Origin of the sequence: Streptomyces sp. I05A-00742, from assembly GCF_013055795.1 — a bacterium.
GTDB lineage: Bacteria > Actinomycetota > Actinomycetes > Streptomycetales > Streptomycetaceae > Streptomyces.
Map to the genome: position 1 here is coordinate 154,313 of NZ_JABETO010000008.1, position 22,157 is coordinate 176,469.

Sequence of the window (22,157 nt, forward strand, 5' to 3'; positions counted from 1 at the left end):
ACTCCTGGCAGTGCATGGCGGGCTCCGGCCGGTGGTCATCCGTCTCCGGCGGTTCCCGCAGCGGCCGGACCATCTCCTCCACGGCCGTCCCCTCCTCCGGGGCTCGCGTTCCGCGACTCCGTCCGGTCCACCATCCAGGGGCGGTCACCCCCGTGTTTGAGGCGCAGCAGCAGGTCCAGGGCGCCGGCCAGGCCGACCTGGTAGCTCACGCAGAACTCCCGCAGGGTGTCGTCCGGGACGACCAGCCGCCCGTCCCGGCGGGCGGCCCGCGCGTACAGGCAGTAGGCGGCCTCGGCGGCCCGGGTGCGGCAGGCCGTGTCGCCGGTCATGTCGGCGACGTCGAGGAGGAGTTGGGCGTTTCCCGCCACGCCGTGGCACGCGCCGGTGCCGACGCGCCAGCGGTCCCGGTGGGCCGCGCGGGCCGCCCTCCCGGCGTACTCGCGGAAGAGCGGCTCGCCGGTCGCCCGCCACAGCCTGACGAGTGCGGTGCCGATGCCGGAGGCCCCGTTGCACCAGAAGTCGAGGCCCTGTCGCTCCGTACGGCCCGGGCCCTTGGGCCAGACCGCGATGTCGTCCCGGCGCTCGGCCACCGCGCACAGGGCGTGTCCGCCGCCGGTCGCGATGTCGACGAGCTCCGGGCGGTCGAGGTCGCGGCCGGCGGAGAGCAGGAAGGCGACGTGGCCGGCGACTCCGTGCGCGAAGCCGTAGGAGGCGGAGCCGGCGAGTTCACGCCGGTGCGACCCGTCGAGCGGCCAGTCCACTCCGCCGTCGGCCTCCGCGGTACGGCGGAGCACGCCGTCCGCGCACCGCGACGCCCGTTCGGCGAACCGCGGGTCGCCCGTGGCGTGCCACAGGTGCAGCTGGGCGAGACCGGCACCGGCGAGGCCGTGGCAGACGTCGGGGTTGGCCCACTCCAGGGGGATACGGAGGGCGTGGGAACGGGCGCGCTCGGCGAGTTCGGGGTCGTCCAGGGTCAGCGCCGCGTCATGGAGTGCCCAGACCGTGCCCGAGCGGCCGAAGTAGAGGCCGGGCAGGACGCGGCCGGGCCGGGCCAGGCGTGCGTCGATCCAGTGGGCCGCCGTGCGCAGCAGCGGCGCGAGCGAGGGAGCCTCGCCCGTGCGGACGGCCCGGTCGAGGACGGCCAGGACGCCCGCCGCGCCCTGCTGGAGGTTGCAGGGGTCGCCTTCCGGCAGGGACCGGGGGCGGGGCCAGAGGTGTTCCGCGTCGGGGTCGGCGGTCGCGGTGATGTGGGCGAACCCGTCGTCCAACAGCCCGTCGAGCGCGGCCCCTTCGAGGGCCGGGCAGGACGACTCCGGTGGTGCGGGCGGCTCGGCCCGGAGAAACGCGACGGCCTTCTCCAGCGGCCAGCGGTCGGGGACGTCGGCCGTGAGGCCGAGGACGAGCGGGGCGAGGGCGCGCAGGGCGGGGCAGTCCCCGGCGGCGGCTTCCGCCATCACGGCGAGGCGGCCGCCGTCGGGCCGTGCGGGCGCGGTGTCCGGTGCGAGCAGCGGGTTGATCCCGGTGGTGGCGTGGAGCAGGGTGGCGCCCAGGCCGAAGCAGTCCGCCTCGGGGCCGGGGACGGGCACGGTTCCCGTGCGGGCAAAGTACTCGGGGGCGGTGAAGCCCTGGGTGCCCGCCACATGGGCCGTGCCTCCCGCCCGTACCGCGCATTCCAGGTCGACGAGGACGGGGGTGCCGTCCGGGCGCATGACGACGTTGGTGGGCTTGAGGTCGCGCAGGACGAATCCGGCCGCGTGTACGGCACCGACCAGGCGGGTGAGTTCGCGCGCCAGCCGCCACGCCGCGGGGACCGGCAGCCGCCCTCCGCCGAGCGATGCCTCCTCCGTCGACCACCGGTGCAGGTTCTCTCCGGGGATCAGCTCCTCGGCCAGGAACACATGGCCGCCGGCCTCGAAGACTCCGCGCGGGGCGGGGGTGACGCCGTGCGGCGCCAGGCGGGCCAGTATGCCGGCTTCGTAGCGCAGCCAGTCGCGGGCGTCCGTCCCGCCGGGCCGGGCGCCGACATGGGCGCGAGCCTCCTTCAGCAGGACGTCCTCGCCGGTGTGCCGGTCCCGCGCGCGGTAGACGCCACCGCGGTTGGAGTGGCGGATCGCCTCCCGGACGAGGTACCGGCCGGCGAGGAGGACGGGGTCGCCCCGGTCCCGGCCGCCGGCGGGCCGCGCGGGCGGGTCGAAGGGCGGCCGGGCCCAGGCGGGCGGCGAGAACCACGGGTTGCGTTCGTCGGGGACCAGGCTGCCGTCCGGTGCCAGGAGCCTGCCCCGGTAGAAGCCCTCGTCGTCGAGTTCGCGCGGCGGCGCGAAGCAGCCGAAGCGGTAGTGGACCAGGCTGTCCGGCCGGTACCGCCGGTCCGACAGGATCGCGGGACCGGCCAGGCCGAGCGTGGCCCGGTGCAGCTCTTCGGCGAGCGCGCGCAGTTGGCCGTCGTCGGACGGGTACGCGGTGAGGAACTTGCCGGAGTGTTCCCGCGGGGCCCGGACCGAGGTGAGGTCGGCGGTGACCCGCGGCGACACCGCGAACTTGAACGCGCACCCGTGCGCCACCAGGACCCTCGCCGCTCCCGCCAGGACCTGGTGTGCGGAGCCGACGGTCGCCGACACATGCAGCTTCCACCCCTGGCGCCGGGGACGGTGATCCGCCGGCCTCACCATGCACCAGGTCTCACCGTCCCGCAGGGTCCACGCGGACGGCCCGTCCCCGACGATCCGCAGGACGACCGACTGATAGCTCGCCTGGAGGCTCACCGTCACACGGTGAGCGTGGCACGGCCGTCCGCCGCGGTCGAGACCGCGTACCGGAACGGCCCTCGTCAGTGGGGAGGCGGGACCGGCCGGAAGGGCTCACTCCGGCCGTCGGGGGCCGCCGGCGAGCGGAACGCCCGTGCGGCGGGACTGTGCACGGGAGGCCGCGGAGTCCTCGCTCTTCGCCGCCTCCAACGGAAGGTCGGCCGGACGCGTCGGGCGGCCGGACGGCGGGACGTGGCCGGGGAGTTCCAGGGTGCCCCAGACGTACGGATCGGCCTGGGCGCTGCCGAAGGTGGACCATGCGAGCCGGCTCTGGCCGGTCCTGTCCTGGGTGTCGGAGTCGTAGAGGAGGACGTTGGCGGTGAGGCGGCCGGGGTCGACGGGTGCGGGGAGCCCGGCGAGCGGGATCCTCATCTCGACAGTGTAGCCCTCGTACGGCTCGGTCACCGTGGACGCGACCGTCATGCCCGGCGCGGTCGAGGCCGCCGGTCCCTGCCGGTTGTCGCCGTCGCGCTCCGCGCAGGCTCCCCCGTCCTTCGCGGTGAAGGGGAGGACGGCGGCCTTGAAGGTGGTGGAGGTGTCGTCGGAGCGGCCCCGCGGATCGAGGTCGACCTCGACGGAGTCCGTGCGCCAGTGGCGTTTGCAGTCGGTCCTGCCGTCGAGCGCGGCGCCCTTCTTGTCGTCGGTGACGTGTACGAGGACGAACAGGTCGTCGCCCTTCCGGGCGAGGCGGGCGTCGGCCGCGCAGTCCTTCCCGGAGGCGCAGCGCGTGCCCTCCCAGTGCGTGAGTTCCAGCGCCGGCCCGGGGTATTCGCCGGGGTCCGCTCTGCCGTTCACGACGGGTGCCTTCGCCACCTCGGGGACGGTGGTGGAGGGCCGGTCGGGGTATGCGGGCTGGGCGTCGTTGGCCAGCCACGGCATCCTCACCCGGCGTGCCCAGTCCCGGAATTCGGCGTACTGCGGGCGCAGGCCGGACTGGGCGCGTTCCGTGCCGGGCAGGGGCTTTCCGTCCTCGGCCAGGACCGTGAACCATTCGCAGGGCAGCTTGTCCGCCGGGGTGTCGGACTTCTCCGGCAGGGAGCCGAAGCCCTGGGTGACGTATTTGCGGGCCGCGTCGCGTTCGAGCTGGGCCCATGTCTTCCCGCCGGAGGAACGGCCGCCCGGCCAGACGCCGAGGACGGGCAGCCCGGTGTGCTCGTCGTCGGCCCGCTTCCCGTCGCACCGCTGTCCCAGGGGTCCTTCGAAGCCCCAGTTCTGGGTGAGGAGCCGGGAGGGCTTCCAGGGCCGGTACTTCTCGCCGGTGAGCTGTCCGGGGAACGCGTCGGGGTCGCCGGCCAGGGTGAACGCCTCGGTGGCGAGGCGTCCGGCCTGCTGGTGGGCGCCGTGCTGGTGGAAGGGGCGCGGGTCCATGGTGACCACCGTCTTCGGGGTGGTCGCCCGGATCAGCCGGACCAGCCGTTCCAGGGTGTCCGTCGGCCGCTGCGGCGCCCGGTTCCAGCTCCTGGCCGTCAGGGGCGCCGACAACGTGTACCAGAAGTCCGGCTTGTCGAGGTAGAAGACGTTGCGGATACCGAGGACGCCGACGGCCTCGCGCTCCTCCCGCTCACGGATCATGCCGAGGGCGGCGCCCTCCTCGGGCCCGGCGGCGTTGCCGCCGCCCTCGCCCCGGGTGATGGTGACGACCCCGGTGGTGAGTCCGTCCTTCTCCTTCCACCGCCCGAACGTGGCCAGCGACTGGAACTCGTCGTCCGGATGGGCGCCGATGAACAGCACATCGGTGTGGGCCTCGTCGGCACGGCCGGTGGCCTCGCCGCGCCCGGACGGCTCGTCCTTGTCGCAGGCCGCCACCGCGGGCACGAGCGCGAGGAGCGTGAGCGCGGTGAGCATGGTGGGCACAAGGCGTCTCGGCCTGCGTGGACTTGGCTTGCGCGGGTTCGGCTTGGGTGGATGCACGGCAGCTCGTCCTTTCCTGCGGTTGCCTCCCTCTGTACCCACGGATCCCGGTACTGATCACCAGTCAGGCCGAACAAGGTTGCGAATAAGGGTGGTTGAGACCGACGGCCGGGGCCCCTCAGCCCTCCGCCGCACCCGTCGCCGGCGTGCGGCGGAACCACAGCAGGACCAGCAGGGCCCCGAGGGCCGCCAGCGCGGCCCCGCCGGTGAGCGCGACGCGGAGGTGTCCCGACGTCACCCCGCCGCGGAACGCCAGCCCGGCCAGCGCCGCCCCGCAGGCCGCGCCCGCCAGCCTGCCGAAGGACAGTTGGGCCGACGCGCGGCCGTGCAGCCCCTGCGGTACGGAGTTGAGCGCCGCCCGGGAGGTGGCGGGGAACAGCAGCCCGAGGCCCGTGCCGAGCAGCAGTCCGCCCGGCAGCAGCCACGGCCCGTGCAGTGCCGTCCCGGGCAGGGCGTACGCGGCGAAGGCCACCGCGCAGGCGAGGAACCCGGCGGCCGCGGGCACCCGTTCGCCGAACCGGTCGGTGAGCCGTCCCGCCACCGGCCCGGCCGCGCCGATGCACAGCGCCAGCACCATCGGGGCGAGCGCCGCCCGCAGCACGCCGTAGCCCGCGGCGTGCTGGAGGTACTGCTCGACGAGGAAGAACGTGCCGATCATCACCGCGAAGGTGAGGGCGGCGACGGCGGACGCCTCGTGGACCGCCGCCATCGGCGGACGTCCGCCGGGCTCCCGTACCGGGGGCCGTGGGCCGGTCGTCGCCCCGGGCCGGACCCAGCGCAGCACGCACGCGGCCGTCACCAGGCCCAGCGGCAGCAGGGCCCACCAGTTGGCGCGCCAGCCCCACACCTCGGTGAGCACCCCGCCCAGCAGCGGGCCGACCAGGTTGGAGAGGCCCGAGGCCGCGCCCCAGATACCCAGCGCGGTGCCCCGCCGCTCGGCGGGGAAGCCCGACACCGCCCCGGCCAGCGCCGCCGGGCTTGCGAGTCCCGCCCCCGCCCCCTGGAGCACCCGGGAGCCGATCAGCAGCCCGAACGAGCCCGCCACCGCGCCCAGCAGGGTGCCCGCGCAGAACAGCGTCAGCCCGGCCAGCGCGACCGCGCCGGGGCCGAACCGGTCCACCAGCCGGCCGCCGGGCACGAGCCCGACCGCGTACACCGCGAAGTAGGTGGTCAGCAGCCAGGACGCGGTGTGCGCGGAGACGTCGAACGCCGAACCGACCGACGGCAGCGCCACGGTGACGATCGTTCCGTCGGCCTGCAGCAGGGCGGCGATCGCCGTGCACACGATGAGCCGGGTCCAGGCGGCGCGCGGAACGGCGGGGCGCCGTTCCGCGGTGTCCGCGGGGGGTGCGGTGCCTGCGGGTTCGGTCATGACCGGGGTCAACTCCCTCGTGGGGCAGCCGGGTCGGGACGCGCCGCCGCGACGGCGGCCGACCCCGTCCGCCGTGCGGGCCACCATGCCTTCTCGCCGAGCAGATACGTGAGCGCCGGCACCAGGACCACCCGCACCAGGACGGTGTCGAGGAGCACGCCCAGCGCCACGGTGAAGCCGAGCTGGAAGAGCATCACCAGCGGGAGGATCATCAGGATCGAGAAGGTGCCCGCCAGCACCAGGCCCGCGCTGGTGATGACCGAACCGGTGCTGAGCAGGGCGGTGCGCACGGCGGTCCGGGTGTCGCGGGTGCGGGCGTCCTCACGGACCCGCGCCATGAGGAAGATGTTGTAGTCGACGCCCAGGGCCACCAGGAAGAGGAACGCGAACGTGGGCTCCACGGGGTTGACCCCGTGCTGGTCCAGCAGATCGCGGAAGACGAACAGGGAGATCCCGAAGGCACCGAAGAACGACACGACCACCGTCGCGATCAGATACAGCGGCGCCACCAACGCCCGCAGCAGCACCACCAGGATCACCAGGATGATCACCAGGACCAGCGGTACCAGGACGCGCAGGTCGTGGTCGGCCGCGTGCTTGGTGTCCAGCTGGACCGCCGGGTCACCGCCCACCACCGCCCGTACGCCGGACGGCAGTCCGGAGGACAGGGCGTGCCGGACGTCGGCGACGCGGTCCAGCCCCTTCGCGTCGTACGGATCGGTGTCGAGGATCACCTGGAGCCGGCCGGCCCGTCCGTCGGCGGACCGGACGGGCTGTGGCGTGGCCGAGGCGATGTCCGGCACCGTGCGGGCCCGGTCCGCGGTGGTGGTGAGGTCGGTGGTGCGCAGGGGGCCGTCGGCGCGTTCCACGACGACCGTCAGGGGGGCCGCGGTGCCGGCGGGGAAGGCGTCGGCCAGGTCCCGGTATCCCGAGGCGGACGACGTGGGCTCGCGGAAGGCGTGCAGCAGGCTCATGTCGTCCACGGACCGGCTCACCCCGGTCGCGCCCGCGGCGAAGAACAGCAGCGTCGCGGCCACCGCCCACCACGGGCGCCGGAACACCGCGCCGACCGTGCGCTCCCAGGCGCGGCGCACCGGCCCGGCCGTCTGCCGGGCCTCCGCGGCCCGGGCGCGGCGCAGCAGGGGCCGGTGTCCGACGAGCGCCAGCAGCGCGGGCATCAGGGTGAAGGTGGAGAGGAGGACGGAGGCGGTGCCGATGATGCCGGCGGGGCCCAGCACCCGGGTGGAGCCGAGCCGGGTGGCGAAGAGCGCGGACAGCGAGGCCATGACCGTGAGCCCGCTGAAGAAGACGGTGGGCCACACCCGGCGCACGGCGCGGCGCAGGGCGGGCCAGGGGTCCGGGTCCGCCGCGAGTTCCTCCTGGTAGCGGGCGGTCATCAGCAGGCAGTAGTCGGTGCCCGCGCCGAACATCAGGATCAGCATCAGCGACGTGGCCTGACTGTTGATCAGCAGCCCGGCGTGCGCGGCCAGCGCGTAGACGATCCCCGCGGCCAGGACGTAGGCGAAGCCCACCACGACGAGCGGGACGACCGCCAGCAGCGGGGAGCGGTAGACGATCAGGAGCAGCACCAGGACGAGGACGGCGGTCGCCGCCAGCAGCCGGAAGTCCACGTCGCTGAAGATGGCGACGGCGTCCGCGCTGATCCCGGCCGGGCCGGTGATGTTCGTCGTCACGCCCGAGGGCGGGTGGACGGCGTCGCGCAGCGCGTCGACGGTGTCGCGGACCTTCTTCCCGCCGGTCGCGGTGACCGGGACGACCGTCACGGCCACCGAGTTGTCCGCCGAGACCAGCCCGCGCACCGGGCGGCCGTCGGGGGTGAAGGGGGCGGTGGGTGTCCGGGTGCCGGGGACGGCGCGCAGCCGCGCGGCGTCGTCGAGCACCGCCCGGCGGTCGTCGGCGGTCAGCCCGCCGGGGCGCCGGTGGACCACCAGGGCCGGCCGGGTGTCGCCGTCGGGGAAGCGGTCCGCGAGGAGGCGGGACACCTCGGCGGAGGGCGCCGAGTCGGGCAGGAAGGCGGCGGCGTTGTTGCTCGTGACGTTCGGCAACTTGCTCTGGAACGGGCTCAGCAGCCCCGCGAGCACGAGCCAGCCGGCCACCACGAGCCAGAGCAGCAGGCGCGGCCGGGTCCCGGAGGGTGGCGCGGGGCGTGCGGTGTTCCGGTTCGGCGTTTCCCCGGGCTTCGCTTCGCTACGCACTGCATCACCGCATTCGGGATCTACTCTGGAACCTCAACAGTCCCGCCAGATACTAGACCACGCGCCAAGGCTTAGACACCTTGTCCAAGGAGTTGTGATGGACACCGACCGACGCGGAGCGGCTTCCGACCGATCCGGTTCCGAATGGAACCGGATGGTGGCCCTGCACAAGGAACGGCTGCGCGCCGCCATCGGAGAGGCCGCGGTGGAGATCGCGGCCGAGAAGGGGCTGGCCGGTACGACCATGTCGAAGATCGCGGAACGGGCCGGTGTGTCCAGGGCCACGGCCTACAACTACTTCAAGGACGTCGAGCACGTCCTCCTGTCGGTGGTGAGCGACGAGGTCGACCGGTTCTACGGCCAGTTGCGCGAGCGCCTGGACGGAGTGACCGGCCCCCGGGCCCGGCTGGACATGTTCCTGGTGGCACACCTGGAGTATTTCGCCCGGCCCGAACGGCGGTCCGGGGCCCTGCAGTTGCAGGCGCTCGGCATCAGCCCCGCCATCCGGGAGCGGATGGCCGCGCACACCGACCGGCTGCGCGCCCTGCTGTCGGAGGTACTGGAGAGCGGCCGGAGCGAGGGCGTCTTCGACGAGCGGATCAGCCCCGGCCGGCACGCCGAACTCCTCATGCACCTGTTGTCCGCCGCGCGGGGCCAGGTGCTCAGGGGCGACGTGCCGGTGGAGACCCTCGCCGCCGACCTGCTGCTGCTGGTCGAGTCGGGGCTGTGTCAGGCGCCTCCGGAGCCGTCCGCCTGAGCGGGGCCGGCGTTCCCGTCCGTCCGGGGGCGGGCGTAGCGGAAGACGCACGCGTGGTGTCCGTCGGTCTGCCGGCGCAGGCTCTCGGCGGACAGGTGCGGGAAGGCCCGCCGGGTCGCCTCGAAGTCGAGCTCGCACAGGATCGGGCGCGGCTCGCTCAGGCCCAGTTCCTCGGCGGCCGTCAGGCACATACAGGTGCGGCACACCTCCATGACCACGTCCTCGTCGGCCGTCGAGACGTCGATCGCCTCCTCCAGGAAGCCCATGGCCGCGAAGCGGGGCAGGGCCTTGCCGAACCCCTCGGCGAGCGAACACCCCGTGATCAGCGGCCCCATCCGGGCCGCCTGGCGCTCCGGGTAGCCCTCCAGCAGGACCTCCGTCGCCTCCTCCGGACCGCGCTCGGCCTCCAGTTCCAGGTAGCGCCGCAGCCGGTCGCGGAGCATCCGCCGGGTCTGCTCCCGCTTGTCGGCGCCGTTCCCCGCGGCCGGGGCCCCCGGCACCGCGGGGGCCTGGGTCGTGTCGGTCATGATGCGTCCCTGCCTTTCTCTCGGCTCTCTCGGCGTACTGCGGATACGGGCGGGCCGGCTGCCGTACGGAGGGCGGCGCGCACCTCGGCCGCGGCGCGACGGGCGTCGCGGACGCAGTCGTTGACCGCGACGCCGTGGTAGGCGCTGCCGGACAGGTGCAGTCCGGGCAGGGCGGCGGCCGCGGCCAGCACGCCGCGCACCCGCTCGCCGTGGCCGGTCGTGTACTGCGGGATGGCCTCCTTCCAGACGTGGTCGTGCCGGAACGCCGGTCCGTTCGCCGGGCCGAACAGGACGGTGGCGTCGCGGTGCACCGCGGCGACGGCCTCGTCGCTGCTCAGCTCGGTGAACCCGGGGTCCTCGGCGCCGCCCGCGAAGGCCCGCAGCAGGACGCCGTCCGGTGGCGCGCTGTCGGGGAAGACCGCCGAGCTGTGCACCACACCGGCGATCCGCGTGGGCTCCGACGGCAGGGTCAGATACCCGAAGCCGCGGGGCACGGCCGCCAGGTCGCGGCGCCGGTAGCCGACGGACACCACCCGCACCGGCGCGTACCGCACCGCGGCCAGCGTCCCGGCGGCGCTCGGCAGGAGCGGCGCCAGCAGCCGCGCGGCGGCCGGGGCGGGTATCGCGACCACGACGTGGTCGGCCCGGACCGGCCCGTCCGTCGCCGTGGACACGAGCCATCCGCCGTCCGGTCCGGGGTCGCGCCGCAGCCCGGTCACGCCCCGGCCCGTCCGTAACCGCTCTCCCAGCCGGTCCACCAGGGCGTCCACCAGCACCCGCATCCCGCCGTCGGCGAAACCGGTCAGCCGGGGCGGTGGCCCGGCGCGCCCGGCGGCCCGGCGCAGGCGGCCCCGCAGGGCCGCGAGCAGCAGGCTGCGCCGGTCGCGTTCGAGCGTCCTGAACCGCGGGAAGGCCGCGTCCAGGCTGGTCGCCCGCGGGTCGCCGGCGGTGACGCCGTGCACCAGCGGCGCCGCCATGACCCCGGCGGCCCGGTGTCCGAACCGCCGGGCGAGGAAGCCGTACACCGTCTCCTCACCGGTCGCCGGGCCGATCAGCGGCTCGGCCAGGACGCGGGCCTTGGCGGCCGGTCCGAGCAGCGGGGTGGTGACGAACGCGGCGGCGCCGAGCGGCAGGGGCAGCAGCCGCCCGCCGCGCAGCACGAACCGCTCCCGGGCGGCCTCCGCGGCCGGCCGCAGCCGGGGGCCGAGGCCCAGGGCGTCGGCCAGGGTGCGGGTGTCGGTGCCGTTGTCCAGGAACCCGTTGGGGCCCAGGTCGACGGTGTAACCGTCCGCACGGTGGCAGGCGATCTTGCCACCGGCGGCCGGCTCCGCCTCGAACACCGTCACATCCATGTCCGGCCGCCCGGCGAGCAGTTCGAAGGCGACCGTCAGCCCGGAGATGCCGCCGCCGACGACGGCGACGTGCGGGCGTCCGCCGCTCATCGCGGGGCGTCCGGCGGGCGCTGCGGATAGGCGTGGGCCGGGTTGAGAATCTCCCGGCACGCCGGGTCGACGCACCCGGCGCAGCGGAGCGCGAAATGCGGTCCGCACGCCGTCCCGGCGCTCAGGTGATCGGCGACCACCTGGGCCATGGCGTCCAGGAAGAGCGGGTCGTCATTGGGCGCGGGCGCCCGCCGGAACGTGGTGACACCGGCCTCCTCGGCGGCCTCGGCAAACTCGATGTCAATCTCCGACAGCGTATCCAGATGGTCAGTGGTGAAAATGATTCCCACTATCAGGATATTCCGCCGACCTTGTTTTCCGAGTGCCCGAATCACGGATTCCGTGTTCGGCCCCTGCCATGCCACGGGCCCCACGTCCGCCTGAAAACACAGGGCGTACTCGTGGTTGTCCCCCAGCTCCCGCATGACGTCACGGACCGTTCCCGCCACTTCCTGAAGATAGGGATCCCCTTTATTGATCACCCGTTGCGGAAGCGAGTGCGCACTGAACAGCACCACCACGTTGTCGCGCTCGGATTCCGGGAAATCCGCGAGCCCCTCGCGCACCTTGGCCGCCATGGCCTGCACATATGCCGGATGCGTCGACCAGCGGTCGACGACGCTCCACCGGAAGGCGCCGTCGAGCCGCAGGCGCCGGGCGGTGGCCCACAGGTCGTGCAGGCTGGAGCCGGTGGTCGAGCAGGAGTACTGCGGGTACTGCGGGAACGCCACGGCCCGCCGCACCCCGTCCGCCGCCATCTGCCGCAGCGCCTGCCCACTGGAGGGCTCGGTATAGCGAAAGGCCAGGTAGGGACGGTGCGGAGCGGTCTCGGGGCTGAGTACGTCGAGCCGTTTGACCAGCCCCTCGCCCTGCCGGACCGTCCAGTCGTACAGCGGGGAGCCGCCGCCGATCGCGGCGTAGGTCTTCTGCAGCCGCGGAGTGCGCAGCCGGGCGATCAGCGGTCCGAGAGCGGACTGCGCGGGCAGCTGAATGATCTCCCTGTCGTTGAACAGGGCGCGCAGAAACGGACCGACTTCGGGCAGCGTGCGGGGACCACCCAGGTTCATCAGGACGACCCCGGTGGGACTCGGATTCTCATGTTCCATATACAGGTCCACCCCCAATCCCGAGCGATCCTAGACGCGCCCTTGACACATAAACAAGGCCCCTTACAGACTGTCTACGGTCTAATTCGGGGAACCTGAATAACGGGGGCTGAGCATCCGGGATGAGTATTTTCCTCGACGCCGCTTCGGGTAAGGACACCCAGCGGGCGCCCATTTGGATCATGCGTCAGGCCGGCCGATACCTGTCCGAATACAACGCGGTCAAAGAGCGGTACGGCTTCTGGGAAATGTGCCGTAATCCCGAGGTCGCGGCGCAGATCACCCTGCTGCCCGTACAGCGGTTTCCGCTGGACGCGGCCATCCTCTTCAGCGACATCATGACGCCGCTCGCCGACATGGGCGTGGAGATCGAGTTCGCCCCGGGTCCGGTCATCACCCGGCCGGTGCGGACCCTCGCCGACGTCCGGAGCCTGCGGGTGCCGGGGCCCGAGGGCACGGCGCCGTTCGTCGCCGCCGCCGTACGCGCCGTGCGCGAGCAGTGCGCGGTGCCGCTCATCGGCTTCGCGGGGGCACCGCTGACCCTGGCCACCTACCTGGTCGACTCGGGTGCCGCGGCCGACGGCCACGCCGGCTTCCGCGTATGGCTGCACGCCGAACCCGAGGCCGCCCGCCTGCTGCTCGACCGGCTCACCGAGGTCACCATCGACTACCTGCGGATGCAGATCGCCGCCGGTGTACAGGCCGTTCAGCTCTTCGACACCTGGGCCGGCGCCCACGACCCCGCCGTCTACGCCGAGTTCGGCCTGCCCCACGCCCGACGCGTGCTGGCCGCCCTCGCCGACCTCGCGGTGCCGCGCGTCTACTTCGCGGTGGGCGCCCACCACTTGTTCGACCGGATCGCCGAGCTTCCGGCCGAGGTCGTCGGCGTCGACTGGCGGACCCCGCTGTCCGTGGCCCGCCGGGCGCTGCCCGGCCGGACGCTCCAGGGCAACCTCGACCCGGCCGTCCTCGTCAGCCGCCCCGAGGCCGTGGCCGACCGGGCCCGCGCCGTGCTGCGGGAGGGGCTGGGCGGACCGCACATCTTCAACCTCGGCCACGGCATACGCCCGGACACGCCCGTCGGCCACGTCCAGCGCCTCGTCGAGGCCGTGCACGCATTCGACCGGCACAGCGAAGCCGAGAAGAAGGTGCCCGTATGACGACCCACCGCGACCAGGTGCTGCCCCTGATGCTCGACACCCAGGCCGCCCTCATCCGGGCCTTCGAGGAGTGCGACGGCGAGTGCGGCGGCCGGTCCCGCTTCACCTCCCACGACTGGGAACGGCCCGGCGGCGGGGGCGGCTGGGCCCGCATACTCGAGGGCGGCACAGTGTTCGAACGCGCCGGGGTCAACGTCTCCGCCGTGTACGGCGACCGGGTGCCCGCCGCGATCACCGACCGGCAGGACATCGACCCCGACGCCGGGTTCTTCGCCACCGGCCTGTCCACCGTGCTCCACCCGCGCAACCCCTGGGTCCCGTCCTTCCACGCCAACTTCCGCTACTTCGAGGTCGGCGAGGGGCACGACGTCTGGTGGTTCGGCGGCGGCGCCGACATGACGCCCTCGTACGGGTTCGAGGAGGACGCCCGCCATCTGCACCGGACCCTCAAGGACTGCTGCGACAGCTACGACCCGGAGTTCTACCCCCGGGCGAAGCAGAACTGCGACGAGTACTTCTCCCTGCCCCACCGGCAGGAGACCCGCGGCGTGGGCGGCATCTTCTTCGACCGCCTGCACCCCGAGGGCCCCGACGGCTGGGACCGCGCCTTCCGGCTCGTCGCCCGGGGGCTGGACGCCCTGGTCCCCGGCTACCTGCCGGTCGTCCGGCGGCGCATGCGCACCCCGTACGGCGAGCGCGAGCGGCGCTGGCAACTGCTGCGCCGCGGACGGTACGTGGAGTTCAACCTCATCCACGACCGCGGCACCCAGTTCGGGCTGCAGAGCCGGGGCAACACCGAGGCCATCCTGATGTCGCTCCCGCCGCTGGCGTCCTGGAGCTTCGAGGTCACGCCGGAACCGGGCAGCGAGGAGGAGCGGCTCACCGAGTTCCTGCGGCCGCGGGACTGGCTGGCCGCCCGTACGGTCGGAGCCGCCCGATGACCGCCGTCGTCACCGGGCTGAGCCATCACACCGCCGCCCACCCGGTGCTGGAACGTTTCGCCTTGACGGCTCCCGAGGCGGCGGCCCTGCTGGAGCGGCTGGCCCGCTCCCCCGCCCTGGCCGAGGCCGTCGTACTGGCCACCTGCAACCGGGTCGAGGCCTATCTGGAGTCCGACCAGCCCGACCGCGCCGTCGACGAGGTCGTCCGCGCGCTGGGCGACATCGCCGGCGTCCCCGCCGACGACGTCCGCACCCTGCTCTACACCCACCGGGGCCCCGACGCCGTCGGACACCTCTTCCGGGTCGTGTGCGGCCTGGACTCCATGGCGCTCGGCGAGTTCCAGATCCGCGGACAGGTACGCGCCGCCTACGGCCTCGCGGCCGACCGCGGCACCACGGGACCGGTCCTGCACGGCCTCTTCCAGCACGCCCTGCGCACCGGGAAACGGGTGGAGAGCACCACCGGCGTCGGCCGGGCCGCCGCCGACCTGGTCGGCGTCGCGCTCGACGCGGCGACGGACCTGCTCGGCCCGCTCCCCGGCCGGTCGGCCGTGGTCGTCGGCGCGGGGGCGCTCGGCTCCCTCGCGGTGTCCGCGCTGCGCCGTGCCGGCGCCGGGGACGTCGTCGTCGTCAACCGCGGCCGGGACGCGGCCCGTCGGCTCGCCGAGCGGCACGGGGCACGGGCCGCCGGGCTGGAAGACTTGCCCGGGCTGCTCGCCCGCGCCGACCTCGTCGTCGCGGCGACGGGCGCGGGGGAACCCGTGATCACCACCGGCCCGGTCGCCGCCGCCCGCGCCGCCGGGACGGAACGCACGACCGTCTTCGTGGACCTGTCCCTGCCGCGCAACGTGGACCCGGCCGTGGCCCGGTTGCCCGGCGTCCGGCTGGTCGACCTGGCCGGTCTCGAAGCCCGCCTCAAGGAGGCCTCGGCGGGGGTCCCGGTGGAGGAGGCGCAGCGCATCGTCGCCGAGGAGACGGCCGCGTTCCTGGCCGGGCGGCACCTGGCCACGGTGGCCCCGCTCATCGTCGCCATGCGCAACAACGTCCTGTCCATCGCGGAGGCCGAGGTCGGCCGGCTGCTCGGCCGGACCCCGGCCCTGGGCGACCACGTGCGCGGCGAGGTGGAGCGGACGGCCCGCCGCATCGCCGAGAAGATCGTCCACCGGCCCACGGTCCGGGTCCGGGAGATGGCCGCGCAGCCGGACGGACACGCCTACGTGGCCGTCCTGCACGACCTGTTCGGCGGTGCGGAGCCCGTGCCACCGGAGCACTCGACCGGAACGGAGACCCCATGACGCCCCGGACCCCGACCACGTACCGCCGGTCGGCGGCGTCGGCCGGCGACACCGTCGCCCGCACGGCCCTGCGCATGGGCACCCGGCGCAGCGCCCTCGCCCTGGCCCAGTCGTCCGCCTTCGCCCGCGACCTCGCCCGCGTCACCGGCGCCCGGGTGGAGACGGTGGGCATCACCACCGAGGGCGACACCAACGGCGCCGCCATCGCGTCCATGGGCAGCACCGGCGTCTTCGTCCAGGCGGTACGGGCCGCCCTGCTCACCGGGGAGATCGACTTCGCCGTCCACTCCTACAAGGACCTGCCCACCGCCGTGCCCGACGGCATCGTGGTCGCCGCCGTCCCGGCCCGCGAGGACCCGCGCGACGCCCTGGTCACCGCCGACGGACGCCCGCTGGACCGGCTGCCCGCCGGGGCCCGCGTCGGGACGGGATCACCACGCCGGGCGGGTCAGCTCGCGGGCCTGCACCCGGGGATCGTGACGGTGCCCCTGCGCGGCAATGTGGACACCCGGCTGGGCCGGGTCCGTGACGGCGCGCTGGACGCGGTGGTGCTCGCCGCCGCGGGCCTGTCCCGCCTCGGCCGGCTCTCCGAGGCGGCCGAGCTGTTCGCCCCCGACCGCCTGGTGCCGGCCCCCGCGCAGGGCGCCCTCGCGGTGGAGTGCCGCGCCGACGACACCGCGCTCGTCCTGCTCCTCGCCGAGCTCGACCACCCGGCCACCCGGGCGGCGGTGGAGGCCGAACGGGCGGTCCTGGCCGAACTGGAGGCCGGGTGCAGCGCCCCCATCGGCGCCCACGCCCACCCCACCGGCCCGTTCCACCGCCCGGTCCTCGACCTCTGCGCCGTCCTCACCTCCCCGGACGGCCGGCACCGCACCTTCCGCCGCGCCGAGGCCCCCCTCGACCCGGCCGGCGCCGCGGCGGCGGGCCGGGATCTGGCGCGGGTGCTGCGGAAGGACCACGAGGAGGGGGAACGCTGACGGGAGGACGACGGCGGCGCATCGGTGCCGAGAGGCCGACCGGCTCGGCCGCGAAAACAGGATGGGCACGTCCATGCCGTATACAGCCGGTCAACGCGGTGGGAGCGGCCTGTCGGAGGCCGCGTCGCGCGGCCGTGCCGACGCGTGCCCGTCCGGCGCCGGGTCGTCCTCCGCGGCGCCCTCGCGCAGCCCGACGCGGTCGTGGAGGCGGCGCAGCGGCCCGGGGGCCCACCAGTTGGCGCGGCCGGCGAGCCGCATGAAGGAGGGCACCAGGACGGCACGGACCAGGGTCGCGTCCAGCACCACGGCCAGGGCCAGGCCGACGCCGAGCAGTTTGAGCAGCGTCACGCCGGAGATCGCGAAGACGAACAGCACCACGGCGACGAGGACCGCCGCGGCCGTGATGATCCGCCCGGTGTGCTGGAGGCCGAAGGCGACCGACTCCACGTTGTCACCGGTGCGCAGGTAGCGCTCGCGGATCCGGGAGAGGAGGAACACCTCGTAGTCCATGGAGAGCCCGAAGGCCACGCAGAAGGTCAGGATCGGGATGGTGGCGTCGAGGGTGCCGCTGTGCAGGGGGCTGCCCACCAGGAACGACAGGTGTCCTTCCTGGAAGACGAACACCATCGCCCCGAAGGTGGCGCTGAGGCTGAGGGTGTTGAGCGCGAGGGCTTTGACCGGCATCAGCACGCTTCCGGTGAACAGGAAGAGCAGTACCAGGGAGGAGCCGACGACGATGCCGATGGCCGCCGGCGTGGCGCGGGCGATGGCCGACGTGCTGTCCTCGACCTCGGCGGCGCGGCCGCCCACCCATACCGTGGCCCCGTCCGGCGGGTCCGCCTTGCGCAGCCGGCGGACGAGGTCGGTGCCTGCGGACGAGTCCTGCTCCACCCCGGAGACCACGGAGAGCAGCGCGGTGTCGCCGTCGGTCAGAGCGGCGGCGGCCGGGCCGGGCTCCTGGACCCGGCTGCCGACGGCGTAGGAGCCGGTGGCGGCGGTCACCTGGCGGACGTCGCGCACCGAGGAGAGCGTACGGGCGTAGGAGTCCAGATCTCGCCCCGCGCCCCGGACCACCACCGGGACGGTGCCCAGGGCACTGGCGTCGAACCGGTCGCGCAGCAGCTGCGTCGCGCGGTGCGCCGGGGAGTCGGCGGGCAGCGTGCGGTCGTCGAAGAGGCCGGAGGAGACGCGGGTGAACGGGGAGGCGAGGAGCAGCAGCAGGACGATCACGCCGCCGCCGTAGAGGGCCGGGCGGCGCATCACCGCCGTGGCGAACCGGTACCAGCGTCCGCTCTCCGGGGAGGCCGCGGGCCGCGCGGGGCGCCGCAGCCGGGCGAAGACGTCGTAGCGGTCGACCCGGCGGCCCAGGACGGCGAGCAGCGCGGGCAGGACGAAGACCGCACCGGCCGCCGCGGAGAGGACCACGGCGATGCCGCCGTAGGCGAAGGACCGCAGGAAGAACTGGGGGAAGACCAGCAGGGCGACGAGGGACAGGGCCACCGTGAGCGCGGAGAACGCGACCGTCCGCCCGGCCCTGCGCACCGTCGGGCCCAGTGCCTCCCGTACCGTGGCGCCGGTGCGCAGCTCCTCGCGGAAGCGGGCGAGGATGAACAGGCTGTAGTCGATGGCGAGTCCGAGGCCGAGCGCGGTGGTGGAGTTCATCGAGTACGCCGAGATGGGCACGACGCCCGCCAGGGCGTTGAGCACGGCCCGGCCCACCACGACCGACAGCAGTGCGATCACCAGCGGCAGGGCGGCGGCCACCGCGCTGCCGAAGATCAGCAGGAGCAGGACGAGGGTGACCGGCATGGCGATCGCCTCGGCGAGCAGCAGGTCGTGCGCGGTGCGTTCGCCGACCTCCGCCTGGACCTGGGCGGGGCCTGCCGCCAGCACGGTCAGCCCGTCCGCGTGCCGCTGGAGGTCCGGCACCAGCCGCCGGGCGGTCTTCGCCCGCTCGTCCTCGTCGCCGCGCAGGGAGAGCGAGACGAGGCCGGTGGAGCCGTCGCGGGAGCGCAGCGCGGGCGGCCGCCCCGCCGTCCAGTACGAGGTCGCGGCCCGTACGCCCCGCGCGTCCGCGGCCCGTCGGGTCAGCGCCGTCCCGGCGGCGGTCGTCGCCGGGGAGTCGGCCGGGCCGCTGCCGCGCAGCAGCAGTACCAGATCGTCGCCGGCGGCGGGGAAGTGCTCGGCCACCAGGCGTTCGGCGTGGGTGGACTGCGCGTGCGGGTCGGTGAACCCCCCGTGGATCAGCCGGTTCCCGACGCCCAGGGAGCCGATCCCGCCCAGGACGAGGACGATGGAGCTCACCCACAGCACAGCGGTGCGCCGCCGGTACAGCAGCGCGCCGAAGCGGTCGGACATGAGGGGCCTCCCCGGTGCAACTCAGGTGTGCTTCCGTCCAGTTCGATTGAAGCGTGGGGCCGTGGTGACGATACTGGCTCCCACGTGTCGACGCCGGGGCGGAGTGGGGCCGATGGACCAGGAACGCGCACTGCCGGGCCTGCCCGGCCTGCTGGATCTCGACGCCGTCCCCGGCGCGGAGGACGGAGAGCACTTCCTCGGGCCGCCTCCTCCGGAGCCGTCCTCCCCGGTCTACGGAGGGCATGTGGCCGCCCAGGCGCTGGCCGCCGCCGGCCGTACGGTCCCCGACGGGCTGCGCGCGCACTCCGTGCACTGCTCCTTCGTACGGCCCGCCGTGCCGAACACCCCCTTCGACCACCGGGTCGAGCGGGTGCGCGGCAGTGCCGCCTTCGCCACCCGCCGGGTGTACGCGACCCAGCGTGGCCGGGAGGTGTTCGCCCTCACGGCCTCCTTCCACCGCGGCGCGCCGGGGCTCGACCACCAGGACGCGATGCCTCAGGTCCCGATGCCGGAGGAGCTGCCGACCTATGAGGAGCGGCTGACCACGTCGTTCGGCGAGCCCTTCCAGTCCCTCGGGAAGCCCTACGAGCTGCGCTTCGTCGGGCCGTTGAGCTTCGACGCGGAGAAGGACCCGTCGCTGGCCTCCCCCCGGACGCGGATCTGGGTGCGCGCCAAGGACGCGCTGCCCGCCGGGGCGACGGCGGACCGCGCGCACCTGCTCCACGCCTGCCTTCTGACGTACCTCACCGACGTCACCATGCTGGAGACCGTCCTGGTACGGAACGGGATCTCCTGGCTCCGGGCCACCGGCAGCAGCCTCGACCACACGGTGTGGATCCACCGCCCCTTCCGCGCGGACGAGTGGCTGCTGTGCGCGCACGAGACCCCGGCCGCCGCCGGGGGACGCGGGCTGGTCCTCGGCCGGGTCTTCACCCGGGACGGCACCCTGGTGGCGACCCTCGCCCAGGAGGGCCTGATCCGCGTGAACGACGGCTCCGGATCGGCTGGTTGAGAGCTCCCGCGCCCGGAGCGCGGGAGCTCCCCACCGGTTCACAGCACCAGACCTCCGGCGATCTCGATCACCTGTCCTGTGATGTAGCGGGCCCGGTCGGAGGCGAGGTAGCAGACCAGGTGCGCCACGTCCTCCGGGGAGCCGAAGGAGTGGCTGGGGATCAGGGATCTGAGGTACTCGGCCTTGTCCTCCGGCACGGCGTCGGTCATATCGGTCTCGATGAGCCCGGGGGCGACGGCGTTGACGGTGACGCCCCTGCCGCCGATCTCCTTGGCCAGCGCCTTGGTGAAGCCGGCGATGCCCGCCTTGGAGGCGGAGTAGGCCGTCTGCCCGGGGATCCCGTGCAGCCCGGAGTAGGAGGTGATGTTGATGATGGCGCCGCGGCCCTGCTTCGCCATCGGCATCACCAGGGGCCTGGTGACGGTGTACATGCTGCCGAGGTTGGTGCCGATGACCTCCTGCCACTGCTGCGCGGTCATCCGCGCGAACAGGGTGTCGCGGGTGACACCGGCGTTGTTGACCAGGACGTCCAGCCGGTCCAGGTTCGCCAGGGCCTCGGTGGCGAAGCGCCCGGCCTCCTCCGCGTCGGCCACGTCGGCGTACAGCGGGACGCAGCGCCGGCCGGGGTGGGCGGCGTTCAGCTCCTTGGCGAGGACGCGGGCCCGTTCCTCGCCGTGGTGGTAGCCGAACACGACGTCGGCGCCCTGCGCCAGCGCCAGCCGCACCACGGCCTCTCCGATGCCCCGCGAGCCGCCGGTGACGACGACGCCCCGGCCCGCCAGGGGAAGGCCGTCCGTCATCGGCCGCTCCCGGACGCCGGGGCGGCCGGCCGGTTCTCCTTCTTGCGCCGCGCGGCCTCCTCGCGGAGCTCGCGGTAGCGTTCCTCGGCGACCAGGGTGGAGATCATCGGGGTGTAGAACGGGCCGTCGCCGACCAGCGTGATCCGCTCCGGGGTGATCTTCGCGTAGCCGCGCTCGGCCAGCGCGTCCCAGATGGTGGCGAACTTCTCGTACACGTCGAGGCCGAAGGCGGCACGGTAATTGATCCGGTCGATCTCCGTGCTGATGAGGCTGCGGAAGAGCACCGTGAGCAGGAAGTCGTCGGGGGTGTGCCGGAAACCCCGCTCGACCGGGAACCGGCCGTTGTCGACGGCCGCCTTGTACTGCGGCAGGCTGCGGTGGTTGATGAACGACCAGGAACGGCCCGACGGCAGCGAGGGGTTGCCGAAGAAGGTGATGGCCGCGTAGCCGAGCCCGAGGGTGTCGAGGTGGTCGAAGCGGGTGGCGTAGCCCTCGCGGAAGTCCCGGGTCACGGGGTCGCCGGGGCGCCGGAAGTTGTACGTGGACAGCTGCTCGTAGCCGCGGTCGAGCAGGAAGTCGCGGCCCGCCCGGTACATCTCCAGGTTGGCCAGGGTGCTGGGCAGTTCGTGGAAGCGGTTGAGCGCGAAGTCGGTCGGGCCGCCGACGTTCAGCTCGTAGTGGGTGATGTCGTACACGTCCCAGGAGACCAGGGTCTCCAGGTCCTCCAGCATGGTGTCGACGGTCTGCTGGGGCCAGCCGAAGATGAGGTCGACGTTGGCGGCCAGACCGAGTTCCCGGGCCCACTCCAGGCTCTGGATGACGTGCTTGGTGGTCTGCTTGCGCCCGCTGAAGCTGTTGAGCCGTTCGTTGACCTGCTGGACGCCCATGCTGATCCGGTTGAACCCGGAGTCGCGGATCGCCTCCATCTTCTCCCGGGAGAAGAGCTGGGGAATGCCCTCCAGGGTGAGGTCGGCCTGCTCGGCGATCTCCGGGAAGAGGCTCCGCGTCATGTCCATCAGACGGTGGTAGACGGGGGCCCTGTAGAGGTTGGAGGTGCCCCCGCCGAAGTAGGCCCCGACGAGGACGCTCCCCTCCATCTGCTCCCGGTACATCTCGGCTTCGCGTTCCACGTAGCCGTAGTAGTTCTCCAGGGCGGCGTTGCCCTGGAACTCCTCGACGGGGAACAGGCAGTACCCGCACTTGCCCGGGTCGGTCTGGATGCAGTACGGGACGCCGACGTAGAGGAACACCGGGGACTTGCCGTGCGTCTCGCGCAGGCGGCGGCGGTCCTCGCCGATCTCGTCGAGGGGCACGGACAGTTCGTTCCAGAACCGCGGCGACGGGAAGCCGTGCTGGATCTTGTTGACCTGGCGTTCGCCGAGGTGGTGGTCGAGGTAGTTGTTGACGAAGTCGGTACTTAACACGTTCGCTGGCACTTCCCCTCTGGGTGGGATCCGCCGGGTACGGGGTGGGGCCGGC

16 protein-coding genes are annotated in these 22,157 nt (G+C 73.7%); 6 read left to right on the forward strand and 10 right to left on the reverse strand.

The genetic code is table 11. The features are described 5' to 3' along the window. Positions 1–35: 35 nt before the first annotated feature. The 4 genes from lanL to HN013_RS10875 form a co-directional block, all read right to left on the reverse strand. The gene (gene lanL, locus HN013_RS10860; protein ID WP_171165611.1) at positions 36–2,768 is read right to left on the reverse strand and encodes a class IV lanthionine synthetase LanL; all 2,733 of its coding nucleotides are present in this window, start codon (positions 2,766–2,768) and stop codon (positions 36–38) included. Positions 2,769–2,858: 90 nt separating this feature from the next. Then, a complete protein-coding gene (locus tag HN013_RS10865; RefSeq protein WP_171165612.1) occupies positions 2,859–4,649 on the reverse strand; it encodes a sugar-binding protein in 1,791 nt (596 codons plus the stop codon). Positions 4,650–4,833: 184 nt separating this feature from the next. Then, on the reverse strand, positions 4,834–6,087 hold the full coding sequence (locus tag HN013_RS10870) for an MFS transporter (protein ID WP_171165613.1): 1,254 nt from the start codon (positions 6,085–6,087) through the stop codon (positions 4,834–4,836). An 8-nt stretch (positions 6,088–6,095) separates the two neighbouring features. Further along, positions 6,096–8,303, reverse strand: coding sequence for an MMPL family transporter (locus HN013_RS10875; RefSeq protein ID WP_171165614.1), 2,208 nt, complete (start codon positions 8,301–8,303; stop codon positions 6,096–6,098). A gap of 97 nt (positions 8,304–8,400) precedes the next feature. Here HN013_RS10875 and HN013_RS10880 point away from each other — a divergent pair, with 97 nt between their 5' ends. Next, complete coding sequence (locus HN013_RS10880; RefSeq protein WP_171165616.1) at positions 8,401–9,060, forward strand: TetR/AcrR family transcriptional regulator; 660 nt, start codon at positions 8,401–8,403, stop codon at positions 9,058–9,060. On the opposite strand, the gene HN013_RS10885 is transcribed toward HN013_RS10880, so the two are convergent. Genes HN013_RS10885 through hemH form a run of 3 tightly spaced genes read right to left on the reverse strand, consistent with a single transcriptional unit; the run spans position 9,033 to position 12,135 of the window. Then, the gene (locus tag HN013_RS10885) at positions 9,033–9,587 is read right to left on the reverse strand and encodes an L-2-amino-thiazoline-4-carboxylic acid hydrolase (RefSeq protein WP_171165617.1); all 555 of its coding nucleotides are present in this window, start codon (positions 9,585–9,587) and stop codon (positions 9,033–9,035) included. The genes HN013_RS10880 and HN013_RS10885 overlap by 28 nt on opposite strands. Beyond that, the gene (gene hemG / locus HN013_RS10890) at positions 9,584–11,029 is read right to left on the reverse strand and encodes a protoporphyrinogen oxidase (RefSeq protein WP_171165618.1); all 1,446 of its coding nucleotides are present in this window, start codon (positions 11,027–11,029) and stop codon (positions 9,584–9,586) included. Before hemG ends, HN013_RS10885 begins: the two co-directional genes overlap by 4 nt. After that, positions 11,026–12,135: a ferrochelatase gene (gene hemH, locus HN013_RS10895; protein WP_171165619.1), complete on the reverse strand. Its 1,110-nt coding sequence runs from the start codon at positions 12,133–12,135 to the stop codon at positions 11,026–11,028. The genes hemG and hemH overlap by 4 nt, the downstream gene beginning before the upstream one ends. A gap of 122 nt (positions 12,136–12,257) precedes the next feature. Between hemH and hemE the strand changes: the two genes are divergently transcribed. The 4 genes from hemE to hemC all read left to right on the forward strand — a co-directional run bounded on the left by hemE (position 12,258) and on the right by hemC (position 16,508). After that, positions 12,258–13,295: a uroporphyrinogen decarboxylase gene (gene hemE, locus HN013_RS10900; protein WP_171165620.1), complete on the forward strand. Its 1,038-nt coding sequence runs from the start codon at positions 12,258–12,260 to the stop codon at positions 13,293–13,295. Next, on the forward strand, positions 13,292–14,236 hold the full coding sequence (hemF, locus tag HN013_RS10905; RefSeq protein WP_171165621.1) for an oxygen-dependent coproporphyrinogen oxidase: 945 nt from the start codon (positions 13,292–13,294) through the stop codon (positions 14,234–14,236). The genes hemE and hemF overlap by 4 nt, the downstream gene beginning before the upstream one ends. Then, positions 14,233–15,531 (forward strand): glutamyl-tRNA reductase, encoded by a 1,299-nt coding sequence (locus tag HN013_RS10910; protein ID WP_171165622.1) that lies wholly within the window; start codon positions 14,233–14,235, stop codon positions 15,529–15,531. The genes hemF and HN013_RS10910 overlap by 4 nt, the downstream gene beginning before the upstream one ends. A 74-nt stretch (positions 15,532–15,605) precedes the next feature. After that, a complete protein-coding gene (hemC, locus tag HN013_RS10915) occupies positions 15,606–16,508 on the forward strand; it encodes a hydroxymethylbilane synthase (RefSeq protein WP_249374936.1) in 903 nt (300 codons plus the stop codon). A 90-nt stretch (positions 16,509–16,598) separates the two neighbouring features. On the opposite strand, the gene HN013_RS10920 is transcribed toward hemC, so the two are convergent. Continuing rightward, positions 16,599–18,866 carry an MMPL family transporter gene (locus tag HN013_RS10920; protein ID WP_171165627.1) on the reverse strand — a complete coding sequence of 756 codons (2,268 nt, stop codon included), beginning with the start codon at positions 18,864–18,866 and terminating at the stop codon, positions 16,599–16,601. 112 nt (positions 18,867–18,978) lie between these two features. Between HN013_RS10920 and HN013_RS10925 the strand changes: the two genes are divergently transcribed. Further along, positions 18,979–19,878, forward strand: coding sequence for an acyl-CoA thioesterase II (locus tag HN013_RS10925; protein ID WP_171165629.1), 900 nt, complete (start codon positions 18,979–18,981; stop codon positions 19,876–19,878). 38 nt (positions 19,879–19,916) lie between these two features. On the opposite strand, the gene HN013_RS10930 is transcribed toward HN013_RS10925, so the two are convergent. Beyond that, complete coding sequence (locus HN013_RS10930) at positions 19,917–20,678, reverse strand: SDR family NAD(P)-dependent oxidoreductase (protein ID WP_171165631.1); 762 nt, start codon at positions 20,676–20,678, stop codon at positions 19,917–19,919. Continuing rightward, a complete protein-coding gene (locus tag HN013_RS10935; protein WP_171165633.1) occupies positions 20,675–22,102 on the reverse strand; it encodes a radical SAM protein in 1,428 nt (475 codons plus the stop codon). Before HN013_RS10935 ends, HN013_RS10930 begins: the two co-directional genes overlap by 4 nt. Positions 22,103–22,157: the final 55 nt, after the last annotated feature.